This window comes from Methanosarcina sp. 2.H.T.1A.6 (assembly GCF_000979455.1).
GTDB lineage: Archaea > Halobacteriota > Methanosarcinia > Methanosarcinales > Methanosarcinaceae > Methanosarcina.
This window is the reverse complement of record NZ_JJOY01000006.1, coordinates 147,861-170,310: the sequence shown is the minus strand read 5'-3', so window position 1 is coordinate 170,310 and position 22,450 is coordinate 147,861. Positions and strand designations below refer to the sequence as shown.

Sequence of the window (22,450 nt, the reverse complement as noted above, 5' to 3'; positions counted from 1 at the left end):
AATACAATGAAAACTACTGAGAACACCTGTAATTAACTAATAGGTAGAAATGCAAACTGGCGGAAGCATCCTATAATGCATGGATTTAAAACCGGTTTCTGGGGTAAAGAGAAGTAATTTTCGAACAAGCAGGAGCATTTTCGCTTTTCCATTTCATCAAAAAGGGGGGACTCCAGCCGCTTTTCGACGCGGGACCGGAATGGAGGATAATGATATTCAGGCAGTACCGTAACAGTATTAACCGGTTTCTCATGAACTGCCAGAATTCAGAAACCATAAAAATACTAAAAAAATCAGGAATCAATGAAAAATAGAGCTAAGAGATTAATCAAGCTAAAAGATTAGGGACTAAGAGGACAACAGTTCAAAAAGTGAATAGAAAAGTTAAAAAATAAATAATAAAGTTAAAAAAGTTAATAAAAAAGGTTAGAGCTGCACGTAATGTGCAACTTCACCGAGATCTTCTTCGATTCTGAGGAGCTGGTTGTATTTTGCAGTCCTTTCGCCGCGTGCCGGAGCTCCGGTCTTGATCATTTCTGCTCCTATGGCAACTGCGAGATCTGAGATGGTGGTGTCTTCGGTTTCGGCAGAGCGGTGGCTTACGATTACGGTGTAGCCGTTTCTGGAAGCCATGCTGGCAGCATCAAAGGCTTCGGAGATTGAGCCAATCTGGTTGACTTTAAGGAGAAGGGCATTTGCTGCTCCCATATCCACGCCTTTTGAGAGCCTTTCGATGTTTGTGACAAAGAGGTCGTCACCTACAATGATCGTGTCCCAGAGTTCGTTGGTAAGGGCTTCAAAGTCCTCGAAGGCTTCCTCCTGGAAGGGGTCTTCGATAGAAAGGATGGGATATGAGTTTACAAGTTCTACATAGTAGTCAAGCAGTTCCGGAGCAGCCAGTTTCTTTCCATCAATTGCGTATAATTCATCTTCAAAAAACTCGGTTGCTGCCGCATCAAGCCCTATTGTAACCTCGGACTCAGTATAGCCTGCTTCTTCAATTGCCTGTACGAGGGCGTCAAGAGCTTCTGTAGATTCGCTCATTTTGGGAGCATACCCGCCTTCATAACCCACGTTAATAGAAGAGCGCCCGTATTTTTTCTCCAGAAACTTCCCCAGGGTCTGGTAGATCTCTGTCCCGATTTGCAGGGCCTCGTAGAAGGTGTCTGCGCCTTTGGGTTGAATCATGAACTCCTGGATTGCAAGCTCATTTCCTGCATGCTTGCCTCCGTTCAGGACATTCATTGTGGGTACCGGAAGGGTAAAAGCATTAGAACCGCCGAAGTAGCGGTAAAGGGGCATGTTAAGGGAGTCAGCTGCAGCCTTTGCAACCGCCATGGATACGCCAAGAATTGAGTTGGCTCCGAGGTTTGCTTTATTTTCGGTTTCGTCGAGCTGGATCATCAGCTCATCGATTTCCCGCTGGTTTCGCACATCAAGTCCAAGCAATTCCTTCTGGATAACGGTATTTACGTTCTTGACTGCAGTCTGGACTCCCTTTCCACCGTACCTATTGGGGTCTGCATCGCGCAGTTCAAGGGCTTCGTTCGTACCCGTGGAAGCTCCTGAAGGGACACTTGCTCTGCCAAATCCCTTCGGTGTAAACACATCAACTTCAATAGTGGGATTTCCCCTTGAGTCCAGGATCTCCCGAGCATGTATCTTTTGGATCTTATATTCTCCAGAATCCTGCTGTAAACCGATATACGACATCATTTCACCCTTTCTAAATCTCTGATCTATCTATAGATATATTCTGTTATTTGAACTTGACTTTTACTTAACTTAACCGTTACATGTCCGAATGGTATTTAACTGTTTATCCGGTTTGAATTAATCAATTTGCCTGAATTATACCCGTGTTTTTATAGAAGAGACTCCTCTATTTCACGCTTCCAGTATCCTGTTTATCTTAGAGCAGCAGTATTTAAGGAGTCCCGATTTTAAGGATTTACTCTTTCTTCTTTTAGAGAGAATCTCCCCCTCTTAAAGAATTGAAGGTATCCCTGCGCTCAAAACAGGGTATTTCATTTATCAGAATGGCTAATTTCCAACTTTCAGGAACTTCAATATTCTATATGGCAAAACCTATTCCCTTGTTTCTGGAAAACCTATTTTCTACTTAAAGGATGTTTAATTTCTGCAAACACTTGTTTAAAGGTTTTGGTTATAATAACTGTGTGTATTTTTTTCTTTAGATGAATTCCCACCGTCTTTTATATAAATACTCCAGAAAAAAACCCTTACTAGGGTTAGATGCCTTTTTTACTTACTGACAATACCCTATTTATTTAAAAACTAATTTTATCTACATAAAATATATAAACCTGAAAGTATTATTCATTCTCGATGACCGACGATTCTCCAGTTAATTTAACCGAAAAAGAGTATTCAATTATTGATAATCTCCAGAGCCTGGGACTCCCGAGGACAGAGGCCACTGCAATCGTGTGCTTAAAAGACTGCAGGGAACTCAGATCTCTTCATATCGAACTTGTTTCCGGGCTCAGGCAGCCGGAAGTGAGTGTAGCTATGCGCCCTCTAAGGGATAGGGGCTGGGTGGATGAAAGGTCCGAAAAGAAGAATAAAGGAAAAGGCAGACCTGTGAAGTACTACCAGTTAACAGTACCGTTCCCGCAGATAGTCCAGATTCTCGAAGAGGAATTTTTAAAATATAACAACGAGAAAATGATCGCGCTCAAAAGGCTAAGGGAACTGGAAATTATACTGCAAAATTAAGTTCACAAAAATTAAGTTCACATCAATTAAGTTCACATCAATTAAGTTCACATCAATTAAGTTCACAAAAATTAAGTTCACAAAAAATAAATTTACAAAAAATAAATTTACAAAAAATAAATTTACAAAAAATAAATGTAAGGAAATCTGCCAGATCTGATTTTCCATAAATCGTATTCAGCTTTAATTACTCCAATTGTCGAGCCCTTTTAATGCTTACTTTATTCAATGTGTCATTCCTGATCAGGGACATGCACAAAGCTCACAGGAGCAAAGCCCTGCTCTGCATCCATTATCCTTCTGGCAGAAATTCCTTCCAACTCGAAAATGAATACCTCAACAACCATAAAAACTTCACTTTCACCTCTCAGGCACCCCAGTTTAATGCTATCTCCCCTGGCTGTTCCTGCATGAAGGTGTATTTTGGGCTTTCCGTTTTCCTGGAATATATCTCCGATCCCGAGAATCTCATGGGCATCATTAAAGCCAGACCAGACAGGTTCCGGAGGCCTTCTGTTTTCTTTCGGGCCTGTAACGAGCTTTCCTTTCCTCAGCGCGCCAAGCAGCATAAACACAGCTGATTCGATCTTCTCCATTTCTGCAAGTTTAATAAGTTCCAGGAGAAGGTCATCCCCGTGGTCAACCCTGACAGTAAAGACCCTGCCTATCCTTCCTTTTGAGTACTCTATTATTTCCACCTCACTGATCCGTTATTTTTCCGTCTACAATTCTGATAATCCTATCGGCTTTTCCGGCCAGTTCCTCATTATGGGTTACTACAATAAAGGTCTGGTTATATTCCTTGTTCAGTTTGCGGAGCAGTTCATAGATAAGATCTCCTGCTTTAGTATCCAGGTTGCCTGTAGGCTCATCCCCAAGTACGATTGCCGGAGAACAACTAAGAGCCCGGGCTACCGCAACCCTCTGGTTCTGCCCTCCTGAGAGTTCTCCTGGCCTGTGGTCCATCCTGTCTTCAAGCCCGACCTCTGTCAGAAGTTTTTCGGCAATATCCTTTGCTTCGTCCTTGCTCTTTCCCGCAATCAAGAGCGGCATCATTACGTTTTCCAGAGCAGTGAAATCAGGAAGCAGGTGGTGATACTGGAAGACAAAACCGAGCATCCTGTTTCTCATCCCGGAACGCTCCTTATCAGACATTTTTGTCACGTCATTGCCATCTATCAGGAGGGTCCCTGAACTGGGTGTGTCGAGCAGACCTATGAGATGCATAAGTGTGCTTTTACCTGAACCAGAAGGCCCTACAATTGCAACAAATTCCCCTTTTTTAATATTCAGATTTGCATTGTCGAGCGCGCGGAACTCCACACCGTTTTTATAAACTTTGGTCAGGTTCTTAAGCTCTATAATTGGGCTTCCGTCTGTCATGCTTTTCCTGTATTTTCATAATTTTTATGTTAAAAATAGAGGGCTTCTTAAGTAAAGAGGTTTTGGGCAGAGGGGCAAAAGCCGGGAATAAGGAGAAGCTCTGGAATCCAAAAAGGCTGATCGAGCCCGATAAGATTCCCGCAAAGTATCAGAGACTCCAGATAAACTGAGAATTCACAATACAGTTTCAAATTTTTACCGAACGATCATTTCGGCATCTTTATTCCTGATCCCGTCTTTATTCCTGACCCCATCTTTATTCCTGATCCCGTCTTTACTGCAAGATTAACTATTTTATGAAGGATTAATCAATATTCATGATTAACAGCTTATCAGATCCCATCAGCTTAAGGGGAGGAAGAACATGGAATTGAAATACGTCCCCACAACCTGTCCCTACTGCGGAACAGGATGTGGCTTTAACCTTGTGGTAAAGGACAAAAGGATTGCAGGCATCGAGCCCTGGCACCGGGCTCCTGTCAATTCGGGGAAGCTTTGCCAGAAGGGCAGGTATGCCCACGAGTTCATCCACAGCAAGGACCGGCTTGTAAAGCCGCTGGTCAGGAAAAACGGACAGCTTGCGGAAGCGAGCTGGGAAGAAGCTCTGACCCTGGTTGCAGGGAAGTTCACTACTTTTTTCCCTGAGGAAATTGCCTGTCTCTCTTCAGCAAAGACCTCAAACGAGGACAACTACCTTATGCAGAAATTTGCCCGGGTTGTCCTTAAGACTTCCAACGTTGACCACTGTGCAAGACTCTGCCACTCCTCTACAGTCGCTGGCCTTGCTGCAGTTTTCGGTTCTGGAGCCATGACGAATTCAATTGCGGACCTGGAAGAGTCGAAATGCATCTTCATTATCGGGAGCAATACCTTAGAGCAGCACCCCCTTATAGGCAGGAGGGTAATTCTTGCAAAGAAGAAGGGGGCTAAAATAATCTATGCGGACCCCCGCTTCACACCCACGGCAAAACAGGCAGACCTCTACCTTTCCATGTACTCGGGAACAGACGTGGCCCTCCTGAACGGGCTCATGCACCACGTCATAGCAAACGGCTGGGAAGATTCGGCATTCATTGCGAAAAGGACAAAAAATTTTGAAGCAATGAAAACCGTTGTCATGCAGGAGGCTTATTCCCTGCCGAAGGTCTCGAAAATCACAGGAGTGCCTGAGGAAGACTTAAAAACCGCAGCTGAGTGGATCGCTCATTCAAAGCCTTCTGCCCTTCTCTACTCCATGGGCATCACCCAGCATACGGTGGGGGTAGACAACGTGAAGTCCACGGCAAACCTGATGCTGCTGACCGGAAACCTTGGGGTTCCCGGAGGAGGGGTCAACCCCCTGCGGGGGCAGAACAATGTACAGGGCGCCTGCGACATGGGTTGCCTGCCGGACGTATATCCAGGGTACCGGAAGGTTTCAGGTCCTGAAGTCCGCAGGACGATGGAATCTATCTGGGGCGCCGGAGGACTTCCTGAAAAAGCGGGAATCACGGTCACAGAGCTGATAGAAGAGCTTGCTGAAGGGACATCGCCTGTGAGGTGCATGTACGTTATGGGAGAAAATTTCATGCTCTCGGACCCGGACCTGAACAGGGTCAGAAAAGCCCTGGAACACCTGGACTTTCTGGTCGTACAGGACATTTTCCTGAGCGAGACTGCAAAGTTTGCTGACGTCGTCCTGCCTGCAGCCTGTTATGCAGAAAAAAACGGGACCCAGACCAACACCGAGCGCCGTGTCCAGCGGCTCCGAAAAGCCCTTGACCCGCCGGGAGAAGCTAAAGCAGACTGGCGCATTATCTGCGAACTTGCCGGGAGTATGGGGTACAGGCCGCAGTTTTCCTACCTGAATGAAGCTGAGGTTTTTGAGGAAATTGCAAAGGTTGTTCCCCAGTATGGGGGCATGAGCTACGAGCGCCTTGAAAACCCTGACTCTCTCCAGTGGCCCTGTCCGGACAGGTCCCATCCAGGAACGCCCATCCTGCATACCGAAAAATTTGCCACCCCGGACGGGCTGGGGGAGTTTTCCGCCGTGGAATGGAAGCCTCCTGCCGAAGTCCCGGATACGGAATATCCCCTCATCCTTACCACAGGAAGAAATATCTGGCACTGGCACACCGGGACCATGACCCGCAGGTCAGAAACCCTGGACTCCGAAGTCAGGACCGGCTGGGTGGAGCTTCACCCGAAGGATGCGGAAAAACTTGGAGTCAGTAACCGGGAAAAAGTCCGCGTACTTTCCCGGAGGGGGAAAATCGAAATCCCTGCAATGGTTACGGAAGACATAAAACCTGGGGTTGTTTTCATCCCCTTCCATTTTAAGGAATGTGCGGCCAACCTGCTGACCAGCGGAGCCCTTGACCCCGTGGCAAAGATTCCGGAGTACAAGGCCTGTGCGGTCAGGGTAGAGAAAATAAAGCCAGTAGAACAGGTGGAACCAGTAGAACAGGTAGAGCAAGTAGAACAAGTAGAACAGGTAGAGCAAGTAGAAACGGCGGAGGGAAAACTTTGAAACCTTTGAAAGGAGACAAGTTTTATGTCCGGGCCTGTGGCCGGGAGTTTCTGGAAAAAGGCGAGTCTGGGGGTGCGGTATCAGCCCTTTTGAAGTTCGCCCTGGAAAGCGGAAGCGTGGACGCAGTACTTGGGGTAAGGAAAGGTGCAGACCTCTACGACGCTGTTCCGGTGCTGATCACAGACCCGGCGGAAATTTCGGACATTTCGGGCTCCCTGCACTGTGGGACTCTTCTTCTCTCCAGGCTTTTCAGCAGTTACCTGGGTGGGGCAAAGGACCTGAAGGTTGCAGCTGCCCTGAAAGGCTGCGATGTAATGGGGCTTTACGAGCTTGCAAAGCGGGGAGAGGTCAGGCTGGAAAATATCCTCATGCTGGGGTTGAACTGCGGAGGTTCGGTCAGTCCGGAAATGGCAAGGAAAATGGCTGCAGAAAAGTTTGCATTGGACCCTGATTCGGTTGAAAAGGAAAGGATTTCAAAGGGGAAGTTCATCTTCAGGACTCCTGAAGGGGAATTTTCAGTGCCCATGGACGAACTTGAAGAGGAAGGCTATGGGCGCAGGAGTAACTGCAGGCGTTGCAAGCTGAAAATCCCGAGACAGGCTGACCTTGCCTGTGGGGAATGGGGCGTTATTGGCACGGAAGCAACTTTTGTTGAGGTCTGCAGCGCAAAAGGTGCAGAGCTGCTTGAAAAAGCTGAAGCCTCAGGAGCTATCAAAGCCTCTTCACCCGTTCCGAAAGGGCTGGAGGTCCGGGGTAAAATAGAGCGGTCGATGCTGAACCTGGCTGAGGAATGGAGGGAAAAAGACTTCCGGGCGCTGGGAGAGGGGAAGGCTCGCCTGAAACAGCTAATAAATGAAACTTCCCGCTGCATCAAGTGCTACACCTGCATTGAAGTCTGCCCTGCCCTCCCCCATGCAAAACCCTCCGATTTTACAGTAGACGCTTCCGGAAAGGTCCCTCCCGCTTTTGCGTTCCACACGCTTCGCTATTCCCTTGTTGCGGATTCCTGCATCAACTGCGGGCAGTGCGAGGAACTCTGTCCAATGGACATCCCCAATGCGCTTTTCATGCATTCCTTTGCTGTGGAGCTTCAGGAACTCTACGGGTACAGGGCAGGGGAGGACCTCTCCCTTCCGACGGTTGCACCTCTGGAAGCTTTCTTTCACGAAAAGGGACAGAATAAATCAGGCAAGCGGTGAGGGGAGGGAATCTTCAGGGACTTCTTCTGCGTCCCTGGCCTGGCTCACAAGATAAGCCGCTGTCAGGATGAGGACACAGCCCAGAAAAGTTGAGATATAGAGAGGGTTTCTCAGGACTGCAGTGTCAAAGAAAATTCCCGATACAGGTTCTAGCAGGGCAAGAATGCTGCCTGTCTGCGCCCTTATGCCCGAAATTCCTTTGAGGTAGAGGATGGCTGCAAGTGTAATGGTCAAACCGAAGAGAAGCAGAGTACCGAAGTTTCTAAAGTAGACAGGGATGGGAGTTGAAAGGGCAGACGGCAGCATAAAGAGAAGGCTTATTCCGGTCAGCCAGAAAGTCTGGGATATCCCTGTATAGTCATGCCTAAGGTAGCGGATCGTTATTATGGTGGTGCCAAAGGAGAGCCCTGAAAGCAGGCCGAATAACAGGCCTTTCATAAAATCGGACCCTGTACTCAGGCTTGCCAGGACCTCTCCGGGACGGGTAATAAATAATACCCCTGCAACTGAAAGAAAAAGAGGCAGTAGGCTTTTGCTGTTATTTTTTTCTCCAAGGATTGAAGGAGCAAGCAGATTGACATATACAGGAGCAGTATAAAGGAGCAGGACAGCAACGGAAATTCCGCTGTACCTTATAGCCGAGAAATAGCATATGCCTGTTATCGCATTCAGAAAACCCAGCAGCAGAAGATATTTTTTGTTCCTGCCGGGCCTGAGCTGTTCAAGGCTTCCGCTCATCAGCAGATAAAAGAAAATCATGCATAACCCGAAAAAGAGCCTGCAGAAGAGAATAGACCCTACGGACATGTCCTGGACCCTGTCCAGAAAAACTCCTATAGTGCCATAAATGATACTGCCTGTTATGACCTCGGAGTACGGCTTGAAAGAGTTTCCCTGAACTGGCATATTCGAGAATTAAAAGACTGCAGATATATATTTTTTGGAAAAGGAAAAAACTGGTAGAAATCTGTATGGTAGAAATCTGTATGGTAGAAATCTGTATGGTAAAAATCTGTATGGTAGAAATCTGTATGGAAGAAATCCGTATGGAAGAAATCCGTAATTATAAAAAAGAAAACAGGGTACTTATTTACCCTGTACCCTTAAAAGTTCTTTTTTCCAGAAGGGTATCTTTTTGCTTAATCCCATCTTTTCCCCGAAAATCAACTTCTTCAGGAAAACAGAGTTATCCAGGCTTACTACGACTGCTGCTGCAAGGATAAAGAAGGAACCTATAAGCATCCCGCTGTGAACAGGGCTTCCCAGAACGGTGTGATCAAAAAAGATACAGGAAACCGGCTCAAGAAGGGTGAGGACGCTGCCTGTAATGGCGCTTACGCCCGCAACGCCTCTTATATAGAACACTGCACCTACACCGGTGATGAGGAAGCCGAAAAGCATGAGGACGGGAAGGTTTGCAGCGAGTACCTGTCCTGGAAGGGAGATTGCAAAAGGAGAGAGGAAGACCAGACTGATTACACTCTGCCAGACAAGCTGGGTAAGGCCGTTGTACTCGTCCCTGAGGAAGCGGACAGATATTATGACTCCACTGCTGAAGAGCCCTCCTACGAGCCCGAAGATTACTCCTTTAAGATAGTTGCTTCCAAATTCAAGTTGTTCAAAACCGCCTTCGGGCCTTGTTACGTAGAAGACGCCTATCAGACCCAGGAAAAGAGCAAGAATAGTTTTTCCAGTATTCTTTTCACCTAGAAGAACGGGTGCAAGGAAAGTCAGGTATATAGGATCAGTATACAGGAGAAGGACAGCAGAAGAAGCTCCCAGGTACCGAATTGCAGAATAGTAGGAAAACATCTGCGAAACGTATAGAATTCCCAGAAGAAGGAGGTACTTTTTCTTCCTTTTCAACGAGAGCTGACCGAGGTTTCCGGTAATTGCAAGATAACACAGTATGGCTGAAAGCCCGAAAAGGACCCTGTAGAAAATAATCGAACCTACAGACATATCCTTGAGCCATTCCATGAAAATTCCGACGGTACCATATATAACACACGCAGTGAGCAGTTCAAGGTGGTGTTTGGAGGCAGCAGTCACAGAAACAGTCATATATATTCTGGAGGGACGAATGTATATATATTTTTAGTGAGATAACTATAATTCTGGTAATATAATACTTACTAAAAAAATTAAAGAACTTATTACAAAGGGTATTTTTATTCTGCAGTGGGAGGCCAATACTCCAAAATTACCCTGCCAGAGACAGTTCAGTTTCCGGAATTAGTTTCCTGACTTTTTCAAGTTGAGAACCACATGCTGTCTGCTTCCGGTCCTGTAGATTGTAAGCCCCTTTAATCCCTGCTTCCAGGCGTAAATCAGAGCTTTCTCAATATCTTCCTTTTTGGCATCTGCAGGCATGTTGATGGTCTTTGAGATTCCTGCATGGCAGTGGCGCTGAAAGGCCGCCTGTACATCAATATGAGTCTTCCAGCTAATATCAAGGGCTGACCTGAAGAGCCTTTTTTCATCTTCGTTCACTATTTTCGGGTCTTTTATGTCCTGCAGGGTGCCATGCGTATAGACATACTCAAGGAGCCGGAGGTAATCAGGTTCCGAAAGTTCTGGCTTAAAATGTGCCTCAAAGAGGGGGTGAACAAGCAGGAATTCTTTTCCCACTGTACGGGTCCGCCTGTAAACCCAGCTGAAAACAGGTTCAATCCCTGCAGAACAGTTTGCAAGAATACTGATAGTTCCGGTCGGGGCAATTGCAGTCAATGCGGCGTTTCTCATTGGAAGTTCCCAGGCGGAGTTTTCATGTTCCGGAAAAGGTTCTTTTTCTGCCGCAAGTTTTCTTGATTCCCGGACTGCAGCCCGGCTAATCTGCTCCATAAGCTTTTCTGCAAGCTCGAGAGCTTCTGTTGAGTCATAGGGCAGCCCCAGTTTCAAAAGCATATCATGAAATCCCATAACTCCTAGTCCAATTTTCCTTGTCTTTCTGGTTGCTTCCCCAATCTCCGGGACAGGGTACACATTTATGTCAATTTCATTATCAAGGAAACGGACAGCTTTTCCGGCGGTTTCCCTCAGAGAATCCCAGTTGATTTTTCCGTCCACAACAAAAAGGGAAAGGTTAATGCTGCCCAGGTTGCAAGACTCATAGGGCAGGAGAGGCTCTTCTCCGCAGGGGTTTGTGGCAGTGATGTTCCCAAGTTTCGGGGTGAAGTTATCCCTGTTTATACGGTCATAGAAGAGAACGCCCGGTTCCCCGTTCCTCCAGACCCCATCAACGATTTCGGAGAATATGGTCCCAACCGTTGCACCTGTCCGGGGGTTCCAGACCTCTTCAGTGCTGCCTGCTTCAACAAGCTTGATAAAAGCATCAGGGACCATTACTGACAGGTTGAAATTCCTGAAGTTCCCTTCAACGTGCTTGGCCCTGATGAAAGGTATGAGGTCGTCATGGGAAACGTCCAGGATTCCTATATTTGCGCCTCTGCGCCTGCCAAACTGCTTGATGACTTCCGTTGCCTCGTTGAAGAGCTTCATGAAAGAAAGCGGACCGCTGGCAACCCCGTCAACGCAAAGGGCCTGAGACCCTTTTGGCCTCACCTTTGAGAAGTCAAACCCGGTCCCTCCTCCGGTCTTCTGGATAAGGGCTGCGGTTTTGAGAGCATCAAAAATTTCCTCGACACTGTCCTCCACAGGGACTACAAAACATGCGGCTAGCTGGCCCAGTTCCGTACCTGCGTTCATAAGCGTGGGAGAACTCGGAAGAAAGATTTTACGGATCATAAGGTCTTTGAATTCCAGATATTCTTCTTCACCCGTTGCAATTGCTTTTGCCACCCTTTCACAGATGTCCTCCCAGCCTTTCTCCCCTTCGCGCAGGTACCTGGCCTTAAGAGCTTCGGCAACCAGAGCATCCCATCCTTCCTCAGTATCCAGCACCTAAATCGTTTCTCCCGTGAATCTCCATCAGGTTTCCGTAAGCAGGTTTCGGTGTTTTTCGCTAAAAAGAAATAGTATTCCATAATTATACGGGATTTTTTATCATTTTATCCGAAAACTCGGTTAGAAAGCGTGATAAGAATGGCTGATGAGAAAACATAATCAGAACAAATAGTTAGAATCCATAATTCTAAACATGGTTCGAACAAATAGTTAGAAATGTAATCCTAAAAAGAATTTGAACAAATAAGTAGAATCCATGATCCTAAAAAATCATCCCGAATCCTAAAACGTAATCCTAAATTCTAAAACGTAATCCAAAATCCTTAAACGTAATCTAAAATCCTAAAACGTAATCAGAAATCCTAAAACGTAATCAGAAATCCTAAAACGTAATCAGAAATCCTAAAATCTGAGGATGCAAAACTGAAATCGTCATAGGCCGTTACGGAAATTGATTCCTCACGGAAAAAAAATAAAAAAGTAACTATTCAGCCTACAAAAATCAGTTGATTGATATCGATTTTGATGAAACCGATATATCTGATTATTCACCATGATAATTGAAAAACCGTAATCAATAGCCAACAATCAAATAAAATCATTTTTCAGAAATTTGCCTATTGAATCTTACTAAATATGGCTATTGATGTTGTTTTCCCCAGGCTGAATAGTTACATAAAAAATAAATAATAAGGGTTGACCTGAAGATAGAAAAGTCTTCAGACCAGTTCAGCCTTCACGATTTTCACTTCGGTTTTCGGGCGGTCCTGACGGTCGACCTTTACCTTCCCCATGGCTTCGACAACATCCATGCCTTCTACAACCTTTCCGAAAACTGGATGATTTCTGTCAAGGTGGGTGTTATTTACAAGGTTAATGAAGAACTGGCTTCCGCCTGTGTTCGGGCCGGCATTTGCCATTGAAATCGTGCCCTTGTCGTTCCGGTTGTGTTTCGTAAACTCGTCCGGGATCTCATAGCCGGGCCCACCCATGCCTGTTCCTGTCGGGTCTCCGCCCTGGATCATGAATTTGTCAATTATCCTGTGGAAAATCACGCCGTCATAGAAGCCCTTGTCCACAAGTTTTGCAAAGTTTCCTGCCGTAATCGGCATGTCTTCAAACAGTTCAAGAGTGATATCACCCATAGTGGTGTGCAAAACCACTTTCTTTCCCTTCCATACAGCCATTTCTGTTCCTCTTCCGGTTTTTTAACCTGATTTAACCTTATTTTTATGTGTGCCTGTCTTTTTGTTGGCTTTTTGTGCATTGTATGCTCGCCTTACATGTAAATGCTTCGCCAGCAGAGTTGCGGCTCTGCAGTACGCTGTCCTTTTCGCTGCGCTCAAGAGGACTTACTTTACAAAGCTACAGCCTTTCATTTTCTTTTAGTTGCATTGTGCGGTCAATAGTTCTCAGTCCTTTTCGTTCTTCTCAGGTAGGAGAGAGTTCAGGACTTCGGGCATTTTAGGAGGCAAAAGTCAATGAGGCAAAGTGTCTTAATTACTAATTATTGTTCTTGATTTGACATGCCCGAGTGCTCTATTGATTACGTATTTGAGGAAAATAGTTGAAAAGAAGAGTTTAAAGCCCGATAAAGACTATTCAAGTTGTATTAGTATTGCCACAAAATTATAATTTTGTTGTTTGCAAATATATAAAGTTATTGAATGAGATTGGAGGCTTTTATTTTCTTAGGGTGCAACTTGATACTTTATTTTCTGAACTTTCAGTAGACCGTGGTTTAAATTTTAGGAAACATGAAAAAATTTGTATAAACTCTTCATTATATTGTCTTTTGCGGGCTCTCTACTTACTTGATTATTTTATATAAATACTTACGTTTTTATAGGCAGCTTAGTTTATTTTTTAATAGGGAAGAAAATACATTACGTTCCATTAAGTTCCGTTAAATTCCGGAAAGTTCCGTTAAATTCCGGAAAGTTCCGGAAAGTTCCGGAAAGTTCCAATAAACGATAGTGGGGAAAGTTGTTATGGACAGACACCAGGTTTTTTGCCTGTGGATAGCCGCAGGACTCTTCGTTACTTTATCTGTACTTCCGGCTTCAGCAGAAACAACTTTTGAAGCTGGGAAAATTCTCGGAAATGAAAAAGAGGAACTAAATTTAACAGAATACTCAACGACTTCAGATAACGAAACTGAAGTCGTTGAACAGGAATTGAGTCTGAGTCTCCGTTTTCTCGGATCCATGCTTCGCTTGCTTGACCTCAACCTGAACCTTATAAACGAAACCCTCAATGACCACTCTGCAGAATATCCTTTCCTGCAATCCACAATAGAGGGAACGTCCACAGGGATAGACGCGGTGGGCTCAACGATTATTTATGTGGAAGATCCCACTAACATGAGTAAAGCAAATTCCACTATGCATACCTTCGACGATGCTATTGCGGACCTGAACGCAAGCCTTGTATATCCGCAGGATATGCTCGATGCTGCAAATGCGACCCTCGGACAGCCTGAAAACACAACTCCGATCCTTGAAGATCTGTTCCGGGTGACAAAGGCAATGGTTTCGACTTATGACAACATCTGAGACTGAACCGGGAAGATGGGACCTTTGAGATATTAAGGATTTTTGTGATCAGTTTAAGGATTTTTGTGATCAGTTCCCGGTTTTTTTATTTTTACTTTTAAAAAGCTAAAGCCTTTAATTTTCTTTTAGTTGCATTATGCATTCAAAAGTTTTCAGTCTTTTCACATTTCTCAGGTCGGAGATAGCCCGGGACTTCGGGCATTTCTTGAGGCAAACGATAGGGAAATAAAAATGTTTTAATTCTTGATTACTGTCCTCTATCTAAGATGCCCGAACTATCTAATGATTGCGTATTTGAGGTCATTAATTGAAAAGGATTGTTTAAAGTCCGATAAAGACTATTCAAGTTTTATTAAAATATCTAGATAATTATAATTAAATAGATCGCGGATATATAAAGTTATTGAGCGAGATTGGGGGCTTTTCTTTTCTTACGGTATAACTTACAAATTTATTTTCAAGACATTCATTCTACAGTAGTTTAAATTTTATAAGATATGAAAAAATTTATACAAACTCTGCACTATATTGTCCTTTTATATGACATTTACTTCCAAGATAATTTTATATAAGTCAGTATGTTTTTATAGGCAGTTTAGTATCCTTTTGAATAAGGCTGAAAATATGACAAGTGCCGTTAAGTACTGTTAATTTCTGTTAATTTCTGTTAATTTCTGTTAAGTACCGTTAAATTCCGATCTACAACAGGGGGAAAATTGTTATAAACAGATTTCAGGTTTTTTGCTTGTGGATAGCAGCAGGACTCTTCATAACTCTATCTGTGCTTCCAGTTTCAGCAGAAATAAATTTTGACACTGGAACGATTCTTAAAAATGAATACGCGAAAATAAATCCGATAGATAACTCTACGTCTTCATATAACGAAACTGAAGTCGTTGAACAGGAGCTGAGCCTGAGCCTCCGGTTTCTCGCATCCATGCTTCACCTTCTTGACCTCAACCTGGATCATATAAATGAAACTCTCAACGAACACTCTGCAGAATATCCTTTCCTGCAGTCCACAATAGAGGAAGTTTCTACAGGCCTGGAAGCAGTGAACTCGGCGATTGTTGTCATGGAAACAAGTCCTGAGAACATGAGTAAGGCAAATTTTACTCTGAATACCTTCGATAGTGCTGTTTCAGATCTGAATGAAAGCCTCGTATATCCGCAGGATATGCTTGATGCTGCAAATGCGACCCTGGGGCAATCTGAAGACACAACACCGCTACTTGGAGATCTGTTCGAAGTGACAAAGGCGATGGTTACGACTTATGATAATATTTGAGACTTACTTCCGAAGAAGAGACCTGTGAAATTTTAAGGGTTTTTGTGATCCCGAATTGCGCCTCGCCCGAATTGCGCCTCGGGAGTACGCTGTCCTTTTCGCTGCGCTCAAGAGGACCAATTTATGGGTACAGAGATTTCCGTACTTTCCGCGGTTTCCGTGGTTAGTGAGATATTATTCAGGGGGACCTGAATAACTTCCTCCCGTTTTTATTCCAGAAATCCGGTGCGGCTTGAGTCCAATGGCTTTTCGCGAAAAAATGAAAACTTCAACCGCACTTCCTTAAAAATAAATATAATAATTATACTGATTGTTTTAATGCTTGCGAGAAGAGCTTTAAAGGAGAGTTTTAAAGAAGAGCTTCAATCTTGAAAAGGTAAAACGGAATCGCAAGCTTTTTACTGGATTATTAATAAGAGATTGTCATATTATTCAATTCCAATTCGATTCTAACCACTCCATTTCACATGCAGAATTTTAGGACACAGTGTTCATTCTCACCAGAACAGGACCGAAAAACATGCCTTTAACCCTTAACGAATTAAACACTCACCTTTTCAAAGCCGCAGACATCCTGCGAGGCTCAATTGACAGTTCCGAGTACAAGCACTACATTTTTGGAATGCTTTTCCTAAAAAGGCTCTCTGACCAGTTTGAGGAAAACGTCAGTCGGATTACGGAAGAACTTGTAAAAGACGGCATGCCTGAAGCAAAGGCAAAAGAGATTGCCCTATCCGACCCGATAGAGCACGGAGGAAGCTTTTTTGTCCCTCCCCGCGCCCGCTGGTCCGAACTTGAAAAGAAGTCATCGGACATAGGAGAGGCTATAAACAAAGCCTTTGAAGCCCTGGAACACGAAAACAGCTCCCTTGAAGGCGTGCTGATTGCTATTGATTTTAACGACAAGGAGCGCATATCCGACGCCGTCCTCCAGAAGCTTATCACCCATTTCGGGAAATACAACCTGGCAAACCATTCCCTTGAAAATAAGGACATGCTGGGCAGGTCCTACGAATACCTGATCAAACACTTTGCAGACGATGCCGGAAAGAAAGGCGGGGAATTCTACACCCCCGAAGAAGTGGTCAGGCTCCTTGTAAAGCTGATCAAGCCCGCCGAGGATATGCGCATCTGCGACCCCACATGCGGCTCAGGCGGCATGCTTATCGAATGCATCCACTATTTGCAGGAACACGGCAAAAACCAGGACAAAATCTCCCTTTTCGGGCAGGAAAAAAACCTCAACACCTGGGCCATCTGCAAGATGAACATGCTCCTGCACGATATTCTTGAGGCAAAGATTGAGAAAGGCGACACGATGGCCGATCCCAAGCTGCTGGACAACGGCGAACTGATGGTTTTCGACCGCGTTTTAGCCAACCCGATGTGGAACCAGAAAGAATGGTCCCGTGACTGGCTCGCCAAAGGAGACCCCTATTCCCGCGTGAAATATGCGCTCCCGTCCGCCTCTTCAGCCGATTGGATGTGGATTCAGCACATGACTGCAACCCTGAACTCGTCGGGCGTGCTTGGAATTGTGCTTGACAACGGTGTCCTCTTCCGCGGCGGGCAGGAGAAAGTCTCCCGCCAGGGCTATGTTGACGATGACCAGATCGAAGCTGTCCTAGCCCTCCCCCAGAACCTATTCTATAACACAGGCAGCCCGGGCACGATTTTAATTTTCAACAAAAACAAACGCCCCGAAAGAAAAGGCAAAATCCTTTTCATCGACGCCTCTTCCGAATATGAAGAAGGAAAAGCCCAGAACTTCCTGCGGGACAACAATGTTGAGAAGATCGTCTCGGCTTTCGACGGCTTTGCAGATATTGAAAAGTTCTGTGCAGTTGTCGGGAAAGAAAGCATTGTCGAAAATGATTACAACCTGAACGTTTCCCTCTATGTGGACACCTCAGAAGCCGAACCTGAAATTGACGTGGCAGCGGTCAACGAAGAGTTAAAAGAGCTTATCAGGCAGAGGGATGTGTCTTACAGCGAAATGCAGGCTTATTTGAAGGACCTCGGGTACGAGGAATGAAGAGGAATGAGAAATCTCTCAATTTTGGGCTCACTTTGGAAAATATTTAATTGGTCACTCACTGCGTGGCCAATTGAGAGAAGAGCGCATGGACACTTTAAAATTATAAATTCACCAAGCACTGCTTGACAAATTCAAGAGGAATAACTTTTCCGGGGCAGCCTGAATAGCTTCTTCCGGTCGTTCTTGTCACGCGCCTCAGCGCGGCTGGAACAAAATGACTTCGAGAAGATAAAAACGAAAAAATTAGAAGCCCTGTAAAGAAAACATCAAAAAATAAAGAATTTACTGACAATTCAGCAGTTAACAATCTATTAAGAATTAAAGATGAAGGGTAGCCAGCTTTGTAAGTTTTTAAATTCATCACGCACTGCGTGACGAATTAAAGAAAAGCAACAGTTAACTTAGTGAATTTTTAAATTCGCCAAGCACTGACTGGCGAATTCAGATTTGAAGTGGAAAAGGGTTTGTAAATGACAAAAAATGTTTCAGTTCCTGAAGGGTATAAGAAAACGGAATTGGGAATGATTCCGGAAGAGTGGGGAATCGTTCAAATCGACCAACTCGCAAACATAAACAGAGAAAGTAGAGATCCAACAAAGAATTCTGAAGAGTCCTTTTATTATATAGACATCGATGCCGTAGAAAATGGAACCGGTTTAATCAAAAATCCAAAGCGACTGTTTGGAAAAGAAGCTCCTTCAAGGGCAAGAAGGGTGATACATAAAGACGATGTAATCATGTCAACAGTGAGACCCTATCATAAAGCATTCGCTTTAGTTCCTCAACTTTACGAGAATCAAATTTGCTCTACCGGATTTGCTGTACTAAGTTGTGGGGGAAATTTAGATCCAAAGTACCTTTTACAATTCCTGTTTTCAGATAAAGTCATTGATCAATGCACCTCAATGATGGCAGGAGGACAATATCCTGCACTTAATACAACCCAAGTTTCAAAAATAAAAATCACAGCTCCTTCTCTTCCTGAACAACAAAAAATCGCCTCCATCCTCTCAAAAGTCGATGAACAAATCGAACAGACAGAGCAGATTATTGAGAAAACTGAAATCTTAAAAAAAGGTCTGATGCAGAAACTGCTTACAAAAGGTATTGGGCATACGAAGTTTAAGAAAACTGAGCTTGGAGAGATACCGGAAGAATGGGAAATAAAAAGATTTGATGATGTCATCGAAAAAAAACAGTTAGGAGTAAATATAAAAGCTTCAACAAAAAACGAAGGTACAATTCTAATAAAAATGGGTAATTTAAATTTAGGCAGTTTTAATTTTGAGAAGTTAGAAAAAATTGACGAGACTGACATCGAGAAATACAGGGACTACAAATTGAACTATGGTGATTTTTTATTTAATACGAGAAATACTCCTCAATTGGTTGGGAAGTCAGCCACTTGGAAATTTGATGAAATTGTAGCAATTTTTAATAGTAATATTATGAGAATTTATTTTAAGCCAATTTATGACAGTTTTTGGGCTAACTATTATTTTTCATCAACAGAAGGTTGGAAATCCTTAAAAAGTATTTCTAAGGGTACTACTAGTGTAGGAGCGATATATTCGAAGGATTTAGTTCGGCTGACAATTCCAGTTCCTCCTCTTCCCGAACAACAAAAAATCGTCTCCGTCCTCTCAAAAGTTGATTCCCAGATTCAAGACAACCAAAACTACTTAAGCAGGCTTCAAGAACTTAAAAAAGGACTTATGCAGGATCTTCTTACTGGAAAAGTCAGAGTGTGCGTATAATGGCAGACGAATCCCAGCCCCAGTTAGATGAATATACCCTTGTGGAAAAACCGGCTCTTGACGTATTTGACAAGCTGGGGTACAACTACATTGACGGAAAAAAGCTGAAAAAAGAGCCGCAGCAGTTCTTTTTGCTGGACATCCTGAAACGGAAGATTCAGGAGATAAATCCCTGGATTGATGAGGTCGGGCTGAACAAGGCGGTCAGGGAGATTACTGTTGTGCAGGCGGCGTCTTTAGTTGAAGCTAATGAGCTGCTGTATTACAAGCTGGTCAACTATACCAGTTTCAAGCAGGACCTGGGGTTCGGGAAGAAGTCGCAGACTGTCAAGTTCATTGATTTTGACGAGCCTGGGAAGAACGAGTTTACGGTTGTCAACCAGTTTTATGTTAAGAATAACGATTTTACGATCATTCCTGACCTTGTGGTTTTTGTAAATGGAATTCCGCTGGCTGTGCTTGAGTGCAAAAGCCCGAATCTTCAGGAGCCGATTGATGAGGCAATTTCCCAGCTTTTCGGGTACAGGGAGAAGAACGAGCAGTTCTTTTACCCGAACCAGCTCCTTGTTGCGCTTGCGCGGTACAGGGCGACTTATGCTTCCACTTTTTCTCCTGCAAAGTACTTCCTTGAGTGGAAAATGCCTTATCCACTGAATGAGAGGGATCTTGCGGTTTTTATTGGAAAAGAAGGGCAGGAACTGCCTGCACAGGATATTCTGCTGTACTCGCTTTTTTCAAAGGAGAATTTCCTGGATATTCTCAGGAGTTACATTGTTTTTGAAACCGAAAACAACGGTGTGAATAAAAAGCTCTGCCGGTACAACCAGTACATTGCAAGCAACAAAATTCTTGAACGGATGGCAGAGGGCAAAGGCGGGGTAATCTGGCATACGCAGGGGAGCGGAAAGTCGCTTACCATGACCTATACGGCTCTGAAAATCCGCAGGATTGAAAAAGTGCCGGGGACTTCTCTTGAAAATCCCTGCATCCTGATTGTAACGGACAGGAATGACCTTGATTCTCAGATTTCAGGTACGTTTAAGAATTGCAGCTTCCCGAATCCCGTACCTGTGGAAAGCGTAGAGCAGCTAAAAGATGAGCTGAAAACCCCCACTGGAAAGACTCTTTTTACCACGATCCAGAAATTTACCTCGAAAAACGGCGAGACTTACCCCGAACTGTCCCGCTCCGAAAACATCATCGTCTTTGCTGACGAAGCCCACAGGAGCCAGTACGGGAAAGCGGCTGCGAAGGAAAACAGCAGCAGTCTGGGCTGGGCTCTGAATATGCGGACTGCAATTCCTAATGCCTTATTCATCGGCTTTACCGGCACTCCGATTGATAAAAACGACAAATCCACGCGCAGGGAGTTTGGAGATTATATTGACAGATACCTGCCGAAACAGTCCATAGCTGACGGGGCAACCGTCCAGATCAAATATCAGGCAAGGCTTCCGAAAGTCCATATCCTGGGAAGTGAGCTTGATGTTGCTTTTGATTCCGAATTTGCTGATTACACTGACCTTGAGCAGGAAGCCATCAAGGAAAAGGCCGGAAAATACAAAACGATTGCCGAAGACGAAGACAGGATAAGGGTCATCTGCAAAGATATTCTCGAACACTACATAACTGCTGTCAGGCCCGAAGGCTTCAAGGCGCAGATCGTGACCCCATCAAGGGATGCAGCCGTTACCTACAAACGGATTCTGGACGAACTCGGGGCTCCTGAATCGGAAATCATCATTTCCTCAAGCCCAAAAGATGACCCTCACGCCGAAATCCGGAAGTACTACAGGACAAAAGCCCAGCAGAGGCAGATAATTAAAAAGTTCCGGAAACCGTTTGATGAAGATAATAAACTGGCTTTCCTGATCGTCTGCGATATGCTCCTTACCGGCTTTGATGCGCCAATCGAGCAGGTCATGTACCTTGACAAGCCGCTCCGGGAACACAATCTCATGCAGGCAGTTGCAAGGGTGAACCGCCCCTACACCGAAAACAAGACATACGGCCTGATTATCGACTACTGCGGGATTTCCAAGCGGCTCAAAGAAGCTCTTGACATCTTCAACGAAGGGGATATTGCAGGCTACCTTGAACACCTTATGGATGATGTCCCGAAAGCCGAGCAGGCGGCAAACAAGGTAAAGAGGTTCTTCAAAGACGTGCCGACAACCTATGATTCCGCTGAATACGTGGACAGATGCGTGCTTGATGTCCTGAGCGCAGAAGACACGCGGATCAGGTTTGAAAGGGCTTTCAAGGAATTTGTCGCCCTTGTAAACAACATCATCCCTAACCCCGAAGCAAACCGCTTCAGGCAGGACATCTATCTCTACGGCAGGGTCTATAATGCAATGCGGACAAACTACAGCATAAAAGCCCCGAGTGTGCTTGAAGCTGTCCCCAAAGCCAAAGCGCTTATCCACGAATACCTTGAATCAAACGGCATCAAGGTCTTCCATGACCCTGTTTCCATTTATTCCTCCGAGTTCAATGACATCGTCAACAAAAAGACCTCGGCAAAAGCAAAAGCAAGCCTTATCCAGCACAAGGTCAGGACCACAATCAGCAACCTTCTTAACACAAATCCTATTTACTATACTTCCCTCCGCGAAAAGCTCGAAAAACTCATTACAGAGCATGAACAGGAAATAATCTCCACCACAGATTTCCTGACCGAACTTGACAATATCAAAGACGAGCTTGATGTCGATGTTGTCGCAAGAAAACACGGCATGAGCAGGGAAGAATTTGCAGTTTTCCAGATGGTCAGGGCTGCTTATATCCAGCTTCAGGCCGGAGCCGAAAAAGCTTCCGTGCACCTTACAGAAGAGGCCGAGATAAAACTCGCAAGGGTTTCTCTCCCACTTTTTTCAGCCTTAAATGGGCTTGCAGTAATTGACTGGAGGCAAAAACCCGAACAGCAAAAGATAATGCTCAAAACGATCAAAAGGGAATTATATAAAATTGATTTTGACATCGAAACAGCTGAAAGGGAAAGCCATAATATTCTCAACCTTGCCAGGAACCTGCTGTAAATGGGACCGAGAATAAAAGAATTAATGAGACAGAG

At 44.6% G+C, this 22,450-nt stretch carries 18 protein-coding genes; 9 read left to right on the top strand and 9 right to left on the bottom strand.

Annotated elements, in window-relative coordinates; translation table 11 throughout:
* Nucleotides 1-426: 426 nt before the first annotated feature.
* The gene (eno, locus tag EO98_RS02760) at nucleotides 427-1,713 is read right to left on the bottom strand and encodes a phosphopyruvate hydratase (protein ID WP_048140593.1); all 1,287 of its coding nucleotides are present in this window, start codon (nucleotides 1,711-1,713) and stop codon (nucleotides 427-429) included.
* 636 nt (nucleotides 1,714-2,349) lie between these two features.
* Here eno and EO98_RS02755 point away from each other — a divergent pair.
* Nucleotides 2,350-2,739, top strand: coding sequence for a transcriptional regulator (locus EO98_RS02755; RefSeq protein ID WP_048140595.1), 390 nt, complete (start codon nucleotides 2,350-2,352; stop codon nucleotides 2,737-2,739).
* Here EO98_RS02755 and EO98_RS19510 read toward each other — a convergent pair.
* The 3 genes from EO98_RS19510 to EO98_RS02745 form a co-directional block, all read right to left on the bottom strand.
* On the bottom strand, nucleotides 2,707-2,907 hold the full coding sequence (locus EO98_RS19510) for a pentapeptide repeat-containing protein (protein ID WP_156160992.1): 201 nt from the start codon (nucleotides 2,905-2,907) through the stop codon (nucleotides 2,707-2,709). The genes EO98_RS02755 and EO98_RS19510 overlap by 33 nt on opposite strands.
* 65 nt (nucleotides 2,908-2,972) lie before the next feature.
* Nucleotides 2,973-3,428: a PPC domain-containing DNA-binding protein gene (locus tag EO98_RS02750; protein ID WP_048135507.1), complete on the bottom strand. Its 456-nt coding sequence runs from the start codon at nucleotides 3,426-3,428 to the stop codon at nucleotides 2,973-2,975.
* 10 nt (nucleotides 3,429-3,438) lie between these two features.
* On the bottom strand, nucleotides 3,439-4,122 hold the full coding sequence (locus EO98_RS02745; protein ID WP_048140598.1) for an ABC transporter ATP-binding protein: 684 nt from the start codon (nucleotides 4,120-4,122) through the stop codon (nucleotides 3,439-3,441).
* A gap of 26 nt (nucleotides 4,123-4,148) precedes the next feature.
* On the opposite strand from EO98_RS02745, the gene EO98_RS18135 reads away from it, so the two are divergent.
* The 3 genes from EO98_RS18135 to EO98_RS02735 all read left to right on the top strand — a co-directional run bounded on the left by EO98_RS18135 (nucleotide 4,149) and on the right by EO98_RS02735 (nucleotide 7,830).
* The gene (locus EO98_RS18135) at nucleotides 4,149-4,292 is read left to right on the top strand and encodes a hypothetical protein (protein ID WP_156160991.1); all 144 of its coding nucleotides are present in this window, start codon (nucleotides 4,149-4,151) and stop codon (nucleotides 4,290-4,292) included.
* 194 nt (nucleotides 4,293-4,486) lie between these two features.
* The gene (gene fdhF / locus EO98_RS02740; protein WP_082098444.1) at nucleotides 4,487-6,631 is read left to right on the top strand and encodes a formate dehydrogenase subunit alpha; all 2,145 of its coding nucleotides are present in this window, start codon (nucleotides 4,487-4,489) and stop codon (nucleotides 6,629-6,631) included.
* On the top strand, nucleotides 6,628-7,830 hold the full coding sequence (locus EO98_RS02735) for a Coenzyme F420 hydrogenase/dehydrogenase, beta subunit C-terminal domain (RefSeq protein WP_048140600.1): 1,203 nt from the start codon (nucleotides 6,628-6,630) through the stop codon (nucleotides 7,828-7,830). The genes fdhF and EO98_RS02735 overlap by 4 nt, the downstream gene beginning before the upstream one ends.
* On the opposite strand, the gene EO98_RS02730 is transcribed toward EO98_RS02735, so the two are convergent.
* The 5 genes from EO98_RS02730 to EO98_RS02715 all read right to left on the bottom strand — a co-directional run bounded on the left by EO98_RS02730 (nucleotide 7,816) and on the right by EO98_RS02715 (nucleotide 12,923).
* On the bottom strand, nucleotides 7,816-8,736 hold the full coding sequence (locus EO98_RS02730; RefSeq protein ID WP_048140601.1) for a DMT family transporter: 921 nt from the start codon (nucleotides 8,734-8,736) through the stop codon (nucleotides 7,816-7,818). The two genes, EO98_RS02735 and EO98_RS02730, sit on opposite strands and share 15 nt — an antisense overlap.
* Nucleotides 8,691-8,894, bottom strand: a complete 204-nt coding sequence (locus EO98_RS19505) for a pentapeptide repeat-containing protein (RefSeq protein ID WP_369799018.1) — start codon at nucleotides 8,892-8,894, stop codon at nucleotides 8,691-8,693. The genes EO98_RS02730 and EO98_RS19505 overlap by 46 nt, the downstream gene beginning before the upstream one ends.
* Nucleotides 8,895-8,916: 22 nt before the next feature.
* Nucleotides 8,917-9,894, bottom strand: coding sequence for a DMT family transporter (locus tag EO98_RS02725; RefSeq protein WP_048140602.1), 978 nt, complete (start codon nucleotides 9,892-9,894; stop codon nucleotides 8,917-8,919).
* Nucleotides 9,895-10,065: 171 nt separating this feature from the next.
* Nucleotides 10,066-11,733, bottom strand: a complete 1,668-nt coding sequence (locus EO98_RS02720) for an adenosylcobalamin-dependent ribonucleoside-diphosphate reductase (RefSeq protein WP_048140604.1) — start codon at nucleotides 11,731-11,733, stop codon at nucleotides 10,066-10,068.
* A 722-nt stretch (nucleotides 11,734-12,455) separates the two neighbouring features.
* On the bottom strand, nucleotides 12,456-12,923 hold the full coding sequence (locus EO98_RS02715) for a peptidylprolyl isomerase (protein ID WP_048135491.1): 468 nt from the start codon (nucleotides 12,921-12,923) through the stop codon (nucleotides 12,456-12,458).
* Between the two features lie 804 nt (nucleotides 12,924-13,727).
* On the opposite strand from EO98_RS02715, the gene EO98_RS02710 reads away from it, so the two are divergent.
* The 5 genes from EO98_RS02710 (at nucleotide 13,728) to EO98_RS02690 (ending at nucleotide 22,415) form a co-directional block, all read left to right on the top strand.
* Nucleotides 13,728-14,291: a hypothetical protein gene (locus EO98_RS02710; RefSeq protein WP_048140606.1), complete on the top strand. Its 564-nt coding sequence runs from the start codon at nucleotides 13,728-13,730 to the stop codon at nucleotides 14,289-14,291.
* Between the two features lie 745 nt (nucleotides 14,292-15,036).
* A complete protein-coding gene (locus EO98_RS02705; protein ID WP_235283611.1) occupies nucleotides 15,037-15,579 on the top strand; it encodes a hypothetical protein in 543 nt (180 codons plus the stop codon).
* A gap of 520 nt (nucleotides 15,580-16,099) precedes the next feature.
* Nucleotides 16,100-17,614, top strand: a complete 1,515-nt coding sequence (locus tag EO98_RS02700) for a type I restriction-modification system subunit M (protein ID WP_048140609.1) — start codon at nucleotides 16,100-16,102, stop codon at nucleotides 17,612-17,614.
* Nucleotides 17,615-18,087: 473 nt separating this feature from the next.
* Entirely contained in the window at nucleotides 18,088-19,374 is a 1,287-nt protein-coding gene (locus EO98_RS02695; RefSeq protein ID WP_048140610.1) for a restriction endonuclease subunit S, read from the top strand.
* Entirely contained in the window at nucleotides 19,374-22,415 is a 3,042-nt protein-coding gene (locus EO98_RS02690) for a type I restriction endonuclease subunit R (protein WP_052734518.1), read from the top strand. The genes EO98_RS02695 and EO98_RS02690 overlap by 1 nt, the downstream gene beginning before the upstream one ends.
* Nucleotides 22,416-22,450 lie beyond the last annotated feature (35 nt).

What these genes read in the sequence shown, in the direction of transcription:
- eno (WP_048140593.1), bottom strand. Translation starts at nt 1,713, where the DNA reads ATGTCGTATATCGGTTTACAGCAGGATTCTGGAGAATATAAGATCCAA.
- EO98_RS02755 (WP_048140595.1), top strand. Translation starts at nt 2,350, where the DNA reads ATGACCGACGATTCTCCAGTTAATTTAACCGAAAAAGAGTATTCAATT.
- EO98_RS19510 (WP_156160992.1), bottom strand. Translation starts at nt 2,907, where the DNA reads ATGGAAAATCAGATCTGGCAGATTTCCTTACATTTATTTTTTGTAAAT.
- EO98_RS02745 (WP_048140598.1), bottom strand. Translation starts at nt 4,122, where the DNA reads ATGACAGACGGAAGCCCAATTATAGAGCTTAAGAACCTGACCAAAGTT.
- EO98_RS18135 (WP_156160991.1), top strand. Translation starts at nt 4,149, where the DNA reads ATGTTAAAAATAGAGGGCTTCTTAAGTAAAGAGGTTTTGGGCAGAGGG.
- fdhF (WP_082098444.1), top strand. Translation starts at nt 4,487, where the DNA reads ATGGAATTGAAATACGTCCCCACAACCTGTCCCTACTGCGGAACAGGA.
- EO98_RS02730 (WP_048140601.1), bottom strand. Translation starts at nt 8,736, where the DNA reads ATGCCAGTTCAGGGAAACTCTTTCAAGCCGTACTCCGAGGTCATAACA.
- EO98_RS02725 (WP_048140602.1), bottom strand. Translation starts at nt 9,894, where the DNA reads ATGACTGTTTCTGTGACTGCTGCCTCCAAACACCACCTTGAACTGCTC.
- EO98_RS02715 (WP_048135491.1), bottom strand. Translation starts at nt 12,923, where the DNA reads ATGGCTGTATGGAAGGGAAAGAAAGTGGTTTTGCACACCACTATGGGT.
- EO98_RS02710 (WP_048140606.1), top strand. Translation starts at nt 13,728, where the DNA reads ATGGACAGACACCAGGTTTTTTGCCTGTGGATAGCCGCAGGACTCTTC.
- EO98_RS02700 (WP_048140609.1), top strand. Translation starts at nt 16,100, where the DNA reads ATGCCTTTAACCCTTAACGAATTAAACACTCACCTTTTCAAAGCCGCA.
- EO98_RS02695 (WP_048140610.1), top strand. Translation starts at nt 18,088, where the DNA reads ATGACAAAAAATGTTTCAGTTCCTGAAGGGTATAAGAAAACGGAATTG.
- EO98_RS02690 (WP_052734518.1), top strand. Translation starts at nt 19,374, where the DNA reads ATGGCAGACGAATCCCAGCCCCAGTTAGATGAATATACCCTTGTGGAA.